The 12,698-nt window shown below is 61.0% G+C and carries 11 protein-coding genes; 3 read left to right on the top strand and 8 right to left on the bottom strand.

Annotated features, from left to right (window positions below; translation table 11 throughout):
• Positions 1 to 11: 11 nt before the first annotated feature.
• The 7 genes from ACODTO_RS26270 to ACODTO_RS26240 form a co-directional block, all read right to left on the bottom strand.
• Positions 12 to 1,625: an EAL domain-containing protein gene (locus ACODTO_RS26270; RefSeq protein ID WP_175362249.1), complete on the bottom strand. Its 1,614-nt coding sequence runs from the start codon at positions 1,623 to 1,625 to the stop codon at positions 12 to 14.
• A 76-nt stretch (positions 1,626 to 1,701) separates the two neighbouring features.
• Positions 1,702 to 2,481: an N-acetylmuramoyl-L-alanine amidase gene (locus ACODTO_RS26265; protein WP_489107282.1), complete on the bottom strand. Its 780-nt coding sequence runs from the start codon at positions 2,479 to 2,481 to the stop codon at positions 1,702 to 1,704.
• 103 nt (positions 2,482 to 2,584) lie between these two features.
• On the bottom strand, positions 2,585 to 4,618 hold the full coding sequence (locus ACODTO_RS26260; protein WP_489107281.1) for a GGDEF domain-containing protein: 2,034 nt from the start codon (positions 4,616 to 4,618) through the stop codon (positions 2,585 to 2,587).
• Positions 4,615 to 5,493, bottom strand: coding sequence for an endonuclease/exonuclease/phosphatase family protein (locus ACODTO_RS26255; protein ID WP_139641464.1), 879 nt, complete (start codon positions 5,491 to 5,493; stop codon positions 4,615 to 4,617). The genes ACODTO_RS26260 and ACODTO_RS26255 overlap by 4 nt, the downstream gene beginning before the upstream one ends.
• 14 nt (positions 5,494 to 5,507) lie before the next feature.
• Complete coding sequence (locus ACODTO_RS26250) at positions 5,508 to 6,152, bottom strand: thiol:disulfide interchange protein DsbA/DsbL (RefSeq protein WP_139641462.1); 645 nt, start codon at positions 6,150 to 6,152, stop codon at positions 5,508 to 5,510.
• A gap of 196 nt (positions 6,153 to 6,348) precedes the next feature.
• Complete coding sequence (locus ACODTO_RS26245; protein ID WP_139641460.1) at positions 6,349 to 6,960, bottom strand: c-type cytochrome; 612 nt, start codon at positions 6,958 to 6,960, stop codon at positions 6,349 to 6,351.
• A gap of 46 nt (positions 6,961 to 7,006) precedes the next feature.
• Complete coding sequence (locus ACODTO_RS26240; RefSeq protein ID WP_139641458.1) at positions 7,007 to 7,297, bottom strand: c-type cytochrome; 291 nt, start codon at positions 7,295 to 7,297, stop codon at positions 7,007 to 7,009.
• A gap of 191 nt (positions 7,298 to 7,488) precedes the next feature.
• Between ACODTO_RS26240 and yihA the strand changes: the two genes are divergently transcribed.
• Positions 7,489 to 8,130, top strand: coding sequence for a ribosome biogenesis GTP-binding protein YihA/YsxC (yihA, locus tag ACODTO_RS26235; protein ID WP_041020741.1), 642 nt, complete (start codon positions 7,489 to 7,491; stop codon positions 8,128 to 8,130).
• Positions 8,131 to 8,434: 304 nt separating this feature from the next.
• On the opposite strand, the gene polA is transcribed toward yihA, so the two are convergent.
• Entirely contained in the window at positions 8,435 to 11,203 is a 2,769-nt protein-coding gene (gene polA, locus ACODTO_RS26230; RefSeq protein ID WP_139641456.1) for a DNA polymerase I, read from the bottom strand.
• A gap of 74 nt (positions 11,204 to 11,277) precedes the next feature.
• Between polA and ACODTO_RS26225 the strand changes: the two genes are divergently transcribed.
• Entirely contained in the window at positions 11,278 to 11,568 is a 291-nt protein-coding gene (locus ACODTO_RS26225; protein WP_139641455.1) for a DUF2782 domain-containing protein, read from the top strand.
• A 55-nt stretch (positions 11,569 to 11,623) separates the two neighbouring features.
• On the top strand, positions 11,624 to 12,574 hold the full coding sequence (locus ACODTO_RS26220) for a homoserine kinase (RefSeq protein WP_489107280.1): 951 nt from the start codon (positions 11,624 to 11,626) through the stop codon (positions 12,572 to 12,574).
• Positions 12,575 to 12,698 lie beyond the last annotated feature (124 nt).

Here is a 12,698-nt window from a genome sequence, read left to right as displayed (position 1 = left end):
GCCGTTCGCGTCTAAGCCTCATCGTCCAGCCGCCGTCCGAGCCGTCGTCGGCCGCGGGTAATCAGCTCAATGAGCTGCACGGCACTGAGGGCATGGGCAAACAGCCAACCCTGGCCGAACGTTACGCCTTCGCTACACAGGTATGACGCCTGGGCCTCGTGTTCTATCCCTTCGGCAATCACCTTCAGCTCCAACGCGTGGGCCATGCGAATGATGTGCGGGGCCACGCCGCTGCTGGCGGCATCGTGGCCGAGGGCATCGATAAAGGCCTTGTCGATTTTCAGGCAATCCACCGGCAGGGTTTGCAGGTAAGCCAGGCTGCAATAGCCGGTGCCGAAGTCATCGATCAGCACCTGATGGCCCACATCACGCAGCGATTGCAGGTTATCCCTGGCAACCAGCACATCGATCAGCCCACGCTCCGTCACTTCAAAGGCAATCTGCCGCGCCGAGACCCGATGCCGCGCCAGCAAGCCGGCGATCACTTCGCCGATGCGCGGCACCATCACGTCGCATGCCGCCAGGTTCACCGAAATATAGAGCTGCGGATTGGCCCGCAACAGCTGACCCAACTGGTCGAACAGCCGGTGCAAGACGAAGTCGGTGATCTGGCGGATCTGCCCGGTATCTTCCGCCATCGGGATGAACAGATCCGGACTGGTCAGGGTGCCGTCCGGTCGTCGCCAGCGCAACAAGGCTTCAGCACCGACACAGTTGCGGTTGCGCAGGTCGAAAATCGGCTGATACAGCACCTGGAACTCACCCCGCCGGATGGCCCCATGCAGCTCGACATCCATGGATTGACGCTGGCGTGCCAGGAGAAACACCAGGAAACCGATCGCCAGGCCCAATATCAGGCTGGTGGGCAGCATCCACCAGGCGTTGGCTGGAATATGAAAGCCGTTGCGCTGGGCAATCAGCACCAACTGATACTCCGGACTGTCGGTCTGCATGCGATAGATCAGACGGGTGGCTGTCACTTGCAGGGCATTGCGGTTTTTCGGCGGCCAAGGCTCGGTGGGCGGCCAATATTGGTCGGTACCCAGCACGGGAACGGCACGCTCGCCGTGGTCCAGGACCACCAGCAGGCTGCTGCCGGGCGGCAGGTCTACCACGTCAGTCAGGTGTCCCCTGGAGGTGGCGACCCGAAAGTTACCGCGCCCCAGCATCAATACAGCGCGGTTTTCGTCGGGCTCGGTGGTGGTGTTGAGCCAATAACTGTAGGTCGGCCCCCGTAAGTCGGGCGCACGGGCAACTGATAATCCGCTCTGGCGCGGACGGCTGGAGCAGGCACCGCGCCCGTCGACATACACCGCCTCGTAGACGAAGCGGTAATTGAAGCTGACCTGCTGCAAGGTCGCGACCATTTCCTCGTCGCATCCGCGCAGCGGTTGGTTTTGCAGGTCATCGAGGCTTTCGCGCAACTGCCCGAAAAGCTGTTCCAACCGTTGCAGGAAACGTTCACCCTGGGCGTTCATCTGGTCGCTTTCGCGCTGCTGGGTCTGTTGCATGACAACGAACAGGCTCCCCGCCAGCAACAGCGCCGTACTCAGTGCAGCCGCTACCGTCGCCAGGAAAAGAGGGCGATGCAGCCAGCTTTGCAGGGTTTCGCGGGCAGCCTTCATCGATTGATAATCCGAAAGTTACCAATGAGTTATAGCCGCTGATTTGGATTTAGCCTTTACCGTCGGACAGGCGTCATTATTTTGTCTGGTTGAGCACCTGCAGGATCGCTGCACTTTGCGCGTCCGGCGTACCGTCGAACCGGGTCGGTCGATAACGCATCTGGAAGGCAGCCAGCACATGGTGGGTGGCCACGTCCCATTCGCCGGTCCGGGGCGTCGGGTAGCCGAGGCGGGCCAACTCGGTCTGGAACCAGGTGGCGCTCGGCAGCTGCGTCAGGAAGAAGGCCTGCTGGCGCGCCACGGCCTGTTCGTCCGGCCAGACGCCCAGGCCTGCTTCCGCCAGGCGCTTCCACGGGAACAACGGCCCCGGATCAAGTTTGCGCAGGGGGGCGATATCGCTGTGTCCGATGATGTTGATCGGGTTGATCGCGTTGCGCCGGGTGATGTCCTTGAGCAACGCGATCAGGGACTGGATCTGGGCTTCGCTGTAGGGGTACCAGAGACGCCCGGTGGGGCTGTCGACATAGCCCGGATTGACGATCTCGATGCCGATGGAGCTGGAGTTGAGCCAGGTCCGCCCCTGCCATTCGCTTTCCCCGGCGTGCCAGGCGCGCCGGCTTTCATCCACCAGCTTATAGATGGTCGCGTCCTTGTCGTCGCCGATCAGGTAATGGGCGCTGACCTCGCCATGGGTCAACAGCGCGAGGGACCGCTCCAGGGAAGCCGAGGTGTAATGCACCACGACGAACTGGATGCGGCTGTCCTGATTGACCGACGGATGGCTGGTATCAAGCCGTGGACCGCTGGCACAACCGGCCAGGGTCAGTAAAAAGACAATGATCGAGACAATTTTCATGGCGCACATGCGTCTACGGATGACGAATAATGCAACAGTGTAACGTATCACTGTGCAAGGATCCGGCTTGCCTTCCGATTTAAACAAAATGGAACAATTGACCTCAGCCCAGCTCCACTCGGTTACGCCCCGCAGATTTCGCCCGATAAAGCGCCTGATCGGCTCTTTTAAGCACCAGATCGCTGTATTCGCCTGCTTTGAATGCGGTCATGCCCACGGATACGGTAATCGTCACCGGCTCACCCTTGAAGTGAAACGGACAGGCTTCGATGGCTGCCCGTAGGCCTTCAACCAGCTTGGCACCTGACGCCAGGGGGGTATCGGGCACCAGCAAGACAAACTCCTCGCCGCCAAAACGAGCGATGAAATCGCTGCCCCGCAGACGTTTGCGCAACACGGTGGCGATAATCTTCAACACCCGATCACCCGCCAGGTGACCGTAGTTGTCATTGATCCGCTTGAAATGATCGAGGTCGAGCATCGCCAGCAGCAAGCTGTTGCCGTGTCGCTGCCACTGGGTGACCTCGTGTTCAAGCCGCTCGGTCCAGGCAGCGCGGTTGGGCAACCCGGTGAGCGGGTCAATCAATGCCTTTTGTCGCTGCTCTTCAAGGTTTTCACGCACGACCTGGGCTTCCTGCTCCATCACCGCGACGCGCTCGGCCAAGCTCTTGAGGCGGCTGGCAACCTCTTGCTCGCGCTGGTCACGCTGCTTCTGGTGCTGGTCCATGGTACCGAGCAGGCCTTCCAGATGATTCTCCAGCACCTGCTTGAGTCCCTCCAGGTCGTCGGCTTCCTGCATGCTGCTTTGCAGACCATCGACCTGCTCACGAATCTGGGTGTCCATTACCCTGGAAGCCGAGAGGTTGTCGGCGTGGCCTTCACTGGCCGCGCGCAAGCTGCTCTGGAACGACTCCAACCGATCATTGAGGCGCTGCAGATACGCCTCGAACTCATGCTGGCCACTGTCGGTGATGGCCAACATGAGCGTCGCGAAGTCGTCGAGAATCGGCAATAACTCGTACCAGTTCAAACCGTTTCGAAGACGTTCCCCCATGGCCTCGGCTTGAGGGCGATGCCGCTCAGGCAGGGTGAGGTCACCCAGCAGGCCCAGCAGGGTGTCTTCGATGTGCTTCGCCACCGAACTGTAGGAGGGCTCCGGGGAGTCGGGCAGGGCGTAATGGGCCTCATCCGGATCAACGGGCAACGGCTCGACGGTGGTCGGAGGCTCATCAGCTTCTGTGTCAGGGGACGGGGCTGCCTCCAGTACGGGTGATGGCGCCTCGGGCATCAGCTCATCGGGATTATCCAGCGCAGCCGCGGGCTCCGTGACAGGAGTTGCTGGCCCAGCCGTTTTCTCTGGTTCGGGGGCCGGCGGCGCGATGTCGGTGCCAGACTTCGGAACGGGGTCGAGGATTGGCGGAATGAAGGCAACCGGTTCGGGGGGCTCATCGACGGGCCGGGCCTGCTCCACGGTCGACATGACGGGGGCAGCAACGGTTGTCGGCTGCATCGGCACGGGCGGGGGCGGGGGCGCTTCGGGCGAGGACGCCGGGGGTACAAGCACACCCTTGTCCGGAGCGGCCGCCTGCAACTGAGGGATCGTATCTTCGTGACCATGCCCCCCAAACAGCCGTTGCAGCAGGCCGGGACGACTCGCTTCGGCAGGCATCTCCAATGCATCCAGCGCCTTGCCCTGCAAACTGCTCAACTCGCTGAGCAACAGGGGAATTTCCCGGGCCTGGTCGACACGTGCCTCCAGTTGTTTGGCAAACTTTTTCAGCGGCCGACGCACGTCTTTCGGCAGTGGCAGGGTCTGCAACTGAGCGACCAGCGCGGTCAACGCGGTGCTCATCTGTTCGACCCGGGTCTCGCGGCGCTGCTCGGAATCCAGCACGGCTTTTTCCAAGCGTGGCAACAGGGCGGCGAGGGCGGCATCCATGTCATCGGTGCGCACCACTTCGCGCATCTCTTTCATGCATTGATCAACGGCCCGGTCCGTGCCCTCGGCGGCCAGGGTGCTGCGCACCAGGCCACGGCGCAGCAAATCGAGCCGGGCATCCCAGCGGCGCTCCAGCTTTTCCTGTTGCTCAATGCTCTTGAGGTACTTCTCTCTCCAGCGTTCGGCGTCGTCGCTCATTCATCGGGTCCGCAAGGGGCAGAACTCAGCGCAGGAAATGCGTCGGCCGTGAGCGAACCCGGTAGACGAATTTCGACTGCAACCGGCAGGTGATCGGAAATGGGCTGGGCCAGGACCTCGACACGCTCAAGGGTCAGGGTCGGGCTCAGCAGAATATGGTCCAGGCAGCGCTGGGGGCGCCAGCTGGGGAATGTCGCTTCGAGTTGGGGCGCGAGCAGGCCGAGGTCGCGCAGGGGCGACGTCTGCAACAGGTCGTTGGCGTGGGTGTTCATGTCGCCCATCAGCACCTGATGTTTATACCCACCGATCAATTCACGGATATAGGCCAGTTGCATCGTCCGGGTACGCGCCCCGAGGGCCAGGTGCATCATGACCACGACCAAGGCCTCCGGACCTTCGCCGAAGCGCGCCAGGATCGCTCCGCGCCCCTTGGGGCCCGGCAGCGGATGGTCTTCGATCGCCCAGGGCCGCAGGCGACTCAACACACCATTGCTGTGCTGGGCGAGACGGCCGAGGTTGCGATTGAGTTGCTGATACCAGTAGGGGAACGCACCCAGTTGGGCCAGATACTCCACCTGGTTGACGTAACCTGACCTCAGGCTGCCGCCATCGACCTCTTGCAAGGCCACCAGGTCGAAATCCTTCAACAGGTCGCCGATTTTCTGCAGGTTACCGGCACGCCCGGGATGGGGCAGCAGATGCTGCCAACCCCGGGTCAGGTAATGTCGGTAGCGTTCGGTGCTGATACCCACCTGGATGTTGAAGCTGAGCAGCCGCAAGCGACTGTCGGCGGGCAGGCCAGTGGACGCGACATGATGCTCGTTGACCCGCGGCTCATGCAGGCCAACGATGCGTTCGGTGCTCCAGCGAGCCATGGCGTGGGCCGCGCTTAGTTGGCAGCAGCCTTGGTCGTCGCTCGCTCTTTGGCGATCAGCTTGTCGGCCAGTTGCAGCGCTTCGTCAGCGCCGCCGGCAGAGCCGATATCAAAGCGGTATTTACCGTTGACGATCATGGTTGGTACGCCGGTGATCTCGTACTTCTTCGCCAGCTCCTTGGCTTTGACGATTTGGCCCTTCACGGCGAAAGAGTCAAAGGTCGCCAGGAATTTCTCCTTGTCTACGCCCTGGGTTGCCAGGAAGTCTGCCATGTCACTTTTGTCAGTCAGCTTCTTATGTTCTTTCTGGATCGCGTTGAACACCGCAGCGTGAACCTTGTGCTCGACGCCCATGGCCTCGAGGGTCAGGAACATCTGGCCATGGGCATCCCACGGGCCGCCAAACATGGCAGGGATGCGAACGAAGTTCACGTCCGAAGGCAGCTTATCGACCCATGGATTGATCACCGGCTCGAAAGCGTAGCAATGCGGGCAGCCATACCAGAACAGCTCCACCACTTCGATCTTGCCGGGCACGGCTACCGGAACCGGGTTGCTCAATTCGACGTAAGGGGCCTTCGATTCCTCGGCGTTGGCTTGAGCGCCGATGCCGAACAGGCTGGCGGCGACGAGCGCGGCGCTGATGATCAGATTACGCATGCTTTACTCCTGGACAAATAGGTGGCCTCGCGAGGTGTGCTTTCAGACAGACCACGGCGGGTTCAAGTTCTTAGTGTAACGGCAGCGGCCACAAAAAAGGGCGGCCAAAGCCACCCTTTTGATGCTTGCATCGACAGATTAATCGAGCGTTAACGTTACAAGCGGTGTACAGCTCCCGCAACGCCGCTCAAAGACCTTAGTGCAGGCCCTGGATGTAGCTGGCGACAGCGGCGATATCTTCGTCGCTCAGCTTGCGGGCGATGGTGCGCATGGTCATCGCGTCGCCGTCGTTGGCACGACCGCCTTCTTCCTTGCGGAAATCGGTCAGTTGCTTGGCTACGTATTGGGCATGCTGGCCTCCCAGGTGCGGGAAGCCGGCAGCGGCGTTACCGGCACCGTTCGGCGAATGGCAACCGGTGCAGGCCGGCAGGCCTTTGTCCAGATCACCGCCACGGAACAGCTTCTCACCGCGGGCCACCAGTTTCTGGTCGGCGGCGCCGATGCTGCCTTTCTGGCTGGCAAAGTAAGCGGCGATGTCCGACAGATCCTGATCGCTCAGGTTGGTCAGCAGGCCAGTCATTTCCAGAACGGTACGCTTGCCCGACTTGATGTCGTGCAATTGCTTGGTCAGGTAGCGTTCGCCCTGGCCCGCCAGTTTCGGAAAGTTTGGCGCTGCGCTGTTGCCATCCGGCCCATGGCAGGCCCCGCATACGGCGGCTTTCGCCTGGCCGGCGGCGGCATCGCCAGCGGCGTGGGCTACGCCGGATATCCCCAAGGTCAACAGCAGACTCACGATCAGTTTGTTCATCAGCTAATCCAACTACGGCTAAGGGTTAAAGAGTTATGGACCGGGTTTACTCGCTCATCCACTGGATGATGGCTCGGTAATCCTCGGCACTGCAGTCCATGCACAAACCACGCGGCGGCATCGCCTTGAAACCCTGGGTCACGTGTTGCACCAGCGTCCCCATACCTTTCGCCAACCTCGGCGTCCAAGCTTCCTGATCGCCCTTGCGGGGCGCCGTTGGGAGTTGGCCGGAATGACAGGCACCACAAACACGGTTGTACACAGCTTCCGGATCCTGTGTAGCCTGAGCGCTGTAAAGCGGTATCAGGACACCGGCAGCTAGCAGCCATTTCGTCATAAAACGACCTTTTCAGGGTTGAGAGCAAGCTGCGTTCTGATGCGCAATTTAGGTCGATCGCTCTCGTGAGCCTCATCCTTCGCTGGGACAAAGCGCACACAAAATCTGCGGCATTATATACTGGCGTCACTGAAACGGAAACGACACAGCTTGCCGCGTCCATTCCCGACGCCGCCCACATCGGAAATCCCATGCAACTGAAGAACCCCATCCTTGGCCTGTGCCAACAGTCCACCTTCATGCTCAGCGCCGCCAAAGTCGATCAATGCCCCGACGACGAAGGCTACGAAGTGGCGTTTGCCGGGCGTTCCAACGCCGGCAAATCCAGCGCACTGAACACCTTGACCCACGCAAGCCTGGCACGTACCTCGAAAACCCCGGGGCGCACGCAGCTGTTGAACTTCTTCAAGCTAGACGATGAACGCCGTTTGGTCGACCTTCCCGGCTACGGCTATGCCAAGGTGCCGATTCCGCTCAAGCAACACTGGCAGCGTCACCTGGAAGCCTATCTGGGCAGCCGCGAGAGTTTGAAGGGTTTGATCCTGATGATGGACATCCGCCATCCGATGACCGACTTCGACACGCTGATGCTCGATTGGGCGGTCGCCAGCGGCATGCCCATGCACATCCTGCTGACCAAAGCGGACAAGCTCACCTACGGTGCGGCCAAGAACACGCTGCTCAAAGTGCAGTCGGAAATCCGCAAAGGCTGGGGCGACGCAATCACCATCCAGCTGTTCTCGGCACCCAAGCGCATGGGCCTGGAAGAAGCCTACACCGTGCTGGCCGATTGGATGGAGCTGGCGGACAAGGGCAGCGAAGAGGCCGAATAAGCCAAATCGCAGGCAAAAAAAACCCCGGACTTCGTATGGGGAGGGGGAAGTTCGGGGTCCAAGTTCCGGACCGCTAGGGCGGGGTCCAGATATCTGCCAACACTTAACACAACATAGGAGCATTGAAGGGCTTCACCAGCCATTCAGAATCTCTGAGTGGCATTTCATGGGTTTAGTTCAGATTATTTTTGAAATGCCCTTAGGAAATTTCTTACTCACCCCTCGCAGGCAATGACATTCCATTGTGGCGAGGGGATTTATCCCCGCTGGGCTGCAAAGCAGCCCCTCGGAAGTTCGTCACGCCTCAGTGCGCCTCATCCCAGTTGTCGCCCACGCCCACTTCCACCAGCAGCGGCACGTCCAGCGTGGCGGCGGCGCTCATGTACTGGCGAATGTCCTTGCTGACCTGTTCGACCAGGTCTTCCCGTACTTCCAGCACCAGTTCGTCGTGCACCTGCAGAATCACCCGGGCATCCAGCCCTGAGGTCGTCAACCAGCGATCCACGGCCACCATCGCTTTCTTGATGATGTCGGCCGCGGTGCCTTGCATCGGTGCGTTGATGGCCGTGCGCTCAGCCCCCTTGCGCAGCGCCGGGTTCTTCGCGTTGATGTCCGGCAGGTACAACCGACGGCCGAAAATGGTTTCGACAAACCCCTGTTCGGCGGCCTGGGCGCGGGTGCGCTCCATATACTCCAGCACACCCGGATAGCGGGCGAAGTAGCGATCGATGTAGGCCTGGGACTGCTTGCGATCAACACCGATCTGTTTGGCGAGACCGAAGGCGCTCATGCCGTAGATCAAGCCGAAGTTGATCGCCTTGGCGCTGCGACGCTGGTCATGGCTGACGGCCTCCAGCTCGACGCCGAACACCTCGGCGGCAGTGGCCCGGTGCACGTCCAGGTCGTTGCGGAACGCGTGGAGCAGACCTTCATCCTTGGCCAGGTGCGCCATGATCCTCAATTCGATCTGCGAGTAGTCCGCCGCCAGCAGCTTGTAGCCTTTCGGTGCGACGAACGCCTGTCGGATCCGCCGACCTTCAGCGGTACGGATTGGAATGTTCTGCAGGTTCGGATCGATGGACGACAGTCGTCCGGTCGCGGCAACGGCTTGTTGATAATTGGTGTGGACGCGGCCGGTGCGGCTGTTGATCTGCTCCGGCAGGCGATCGGTATAGGTGCTCTTGAGCTTGCTCAGCGAGCGGTACTGCATCAGCACCTTGGGCAGCGGGTAGTCCTGCTCGGCCAGTTCGGCGAGCACCGCTTCGGCCGTGGATGCCTGGCCCTTGGCGGTTTTGCTGAGCACCGGCAAACCGAGCTTTTCGTACAGGATCACACCCAATTGCTTGGGCGAGCCGAGGTTGAATTCCTCGCCGGCGATGGCAAACGCCTCACGCTCCAAGGCCACCAGCTTCTCGCCCAGCTCGACGCTCTGCACGCCCAGCAGGTTGGCATCGACCAATGCCCCCTGGCGCTCGATGCGCGCCAGCACCGGCATCAGCGGCATTTCTATCTCGGTGAGCACTTTGCCCAGGCTCGGGATCGCCGCCAGTTTTTCCTGCAAGGCCTGGTGCAAACGGAACGTTACGTCGGCATCTTCAGCGGCGTACGGGCCGGCCAGTTCCAGGGAAATCTGGTCGAAAGTCAGCTGTTTGACCCCTTTGCCAGCGATGTCCTGGAAATCGGTCTTGCTTTGGCCCAGGTACTTGAGTGCCAGGCTGTCCATGTCGTGACGGGTCGCGGTGGAGTCTAGCACGTAGGACTCCAGCATGGTGTCGAAGGCAATGCCTTGAACCAGGATGCCGTTGTTCTGATCGCCGCCAATGGCGCAGTTGGCCAGGATATTGGTCTCGAACTTGGCATGCTGACCGACCTTGAGCTTGTCGGGGTTTTCCAGCAGGGGCTTGAGGGCCTTGAGTACCGTGTCGCGATCAAGCTGCTCCGGCACGCCCATGTAGGAATGGGTCAGCGGAATGTAGGCCGCCTCATGGGCCGCCACGGCAAACGACAACCCGACCAGTTGCGCATGTTGCGGATCGTCACCGTTGGTTTCCGTGACGAACGCAAACAGCGGCGCTTGCTCGAGCTTGGCCAGCCAGGCATCGAAGCGCGCCTGATCGAGAATGACTTCGTACTTCGCTTCGTCGCCGCCCGGTTGTTCGTCGGCCACTTCGACGATCTCCTGGCCGGCACGCTTGGCGTCCCGCTGGTTTTCTTCGAACCAGCTCTTGAACTCCAGCAGGGTGTACAGCTCGGCAAGTTTGTCGTGGTCCGGTGGGCCCATTTGCAGATCGTCGAGGCCAACATCCAGCGGCACGTCAGTCTTGATGGTCGCCAGCTCGTAGGAAAGAAACGCCATTTCCTTATGTTCTTCCAGCTTGGCGGGCAGGGTCTTGGCGCCGCGAATCGGCAGCGTGGGAACGATGTCCAGCTGCGTATACAGCTCGGTCAGGCCGCCGTTGACTCCCACCAGCAAGCCGGAGGCAGTCTTCGGCCCGATCCCCGGAACGCCCGGGATGTTGTCGGAAGAATCGCCCATCAATGCCAGATAATCGATGATCTGCTCCGGAGCGACACCAAATTTCTCCTTTACGCCAGCCACGTCCAGCGAGCTACCGGTCATGGTATTGACCAAGGTAATGTGCCCGTCGACCAATTGAGCCATGTCCTTGTCACCGGTGGAGATCACCACCGGGCGGTCGGCTGCGGCGCTGCTGCGGGCCAGGGTGCCAATCACGTCGTCGGCTTCGACGTTGTCCACACACAGGAGCGGGAAGCCCAGGGCCTTGACGCTGGCATGCAGCGGCTCGATTTGCACGCGCATGTCGTCGGGCATGCTCGGGCGATTGGCCTTGTACTCGGCGTACAGCGCATCGCGAAACGTCCCACCCTTGGCGTCGAACACCACGGCAAACGGGCTGTCCGGGTACTGCTTGCGCAGGCTCTTGAGCATGTTCAGCACGCCCTTGACCGCACCGGTCGGCAGGCCTTTGGACGTGGTCAGCGGTGGCAGCGCGTGAAACGCGCGGTACAGATAAGAAGAACCGTCCACCAGGACGAGGGGGGCTTGGCTCATGAGCAGGATCAACCTTTTCGGCGGGTCCGGGGCTAGAATAGCGGGACCGTTGACGACAAAGGGACAAGGTTATCATGCGTACACTAAATCGCCTGTTACTGGCTGGCTTGTTTGCGATCACTCCGCTTACCGTCATGGCGGCGGACGAGGCACCTTCCGCGGACCCGGACGTCACCATTCGCACGGAAGGCGATAAAACCATCCAGGAGTACCGGCAAAACGGTTTCCTGTATGCGATCAAGGTCACGCCCAAGCACGGCAAGCCTTATTTCCTGGTGCGCGCCGACGGCACTGATGCAAACTTCATCCGTTCGGACCAACCGGATATGCTGATCCCGTCATGGAAGATCTTTGAGTGGAAATAGTTTCCTAATTTCAACCGGCGCCCGCTGAAGGGCGCCCGTACTGGCAGTTTTAACCATGTCTGTGTTCACCCCCCTGGCTCGGCCCGAGCTGGAAACCTTTCTTGCCCCTTACGGGCTCGGCCGCCTGCTTGATTTCCAGGGGATCGCCGCTGGCAGCGAAAACACCAATTTCTTTATCAGCCTGGAGCAGGGCGAATTCGTCCTGACCCTGGTGGAGCGCGGCCCGGTGCAGGAAATGCCGTTCTTCATCGAACTGCTGGACGTGCTGCATGAGGCCGACCTGCCGGTGCCTTATGCGTTGCGCACCACCGACGGCGTTGCGCTCAGGGAGCTGGCCGGCAAACCTGCGCTGCTGCAACCGCGCCTGGCCGGCAAACATATCAAGCAGGCCAATGCGCAGCATTGCGCCCAGGTTGGCGAGTTGCTGGCGCATCTGCACCTGGCCACCCGGGACAACATGATCAAGCGCAAGACCGATCGCGGCCTGGACTGGATGCAAGAGGAGGGCGCAAAGCTGCTGTCACACCTCGAAACCGAGCCTCGTCGGCTGCTGCAGGCGGCACTGGACGAAATTTCGCTGCAGAAGACCGGCATCCTGGCGCTGCCCCGCGCCAACATCCATGCGGACCTGTTCCGCGATAACGCCATGTTCGAAGGCACGCACCTGACCGGGCTGATCGACTTCTACAACGCCTGCTCCGGGCCGATGCTGTATGACGTCGCCATTGCCCTGAACGATTGGTGTTCGGATGACGACGGTGTGCTCGACGGCCCGAGGGCGCGGGCGTTGCTGGGCGCTTACGCGGCGCTGCGCCCCTTCACCGCCGCCGAAGCCGAACTTTGGCCGACCATGCTGCGTGTGGCGTGCGTGCGGTTCTGGCTGTCGCGTCTGATCGCCGCCGAATCCTTTGCCGGACAGGACGTGTTGATCCACGATCCGATGGAGTTTCAGCAGCGGTTGGCGCAGCGGCAGGACGTTCATATACCGCTGCCTTTTGCCCTGTAAAAGCATCGCGGGCAAGCCTTGCTCCCACAGGTCTGTGTTTACTCTGTGGGAGCAAGGCTTGCCTGTGTTTTACCCTGTGGGAGCAAGGCTTGCTTGTGTCTTACCCTGTGGGAGCAAGGCTTGC

The sequence above is a fragment of the Pseudomonas sp. FG13 genome (genome assembly GCF_057809755.1).
Note: the sequence above shows the minus strand (reverse complement) of the source record. Positions and strands in the feature narration are given on the sequence as shown.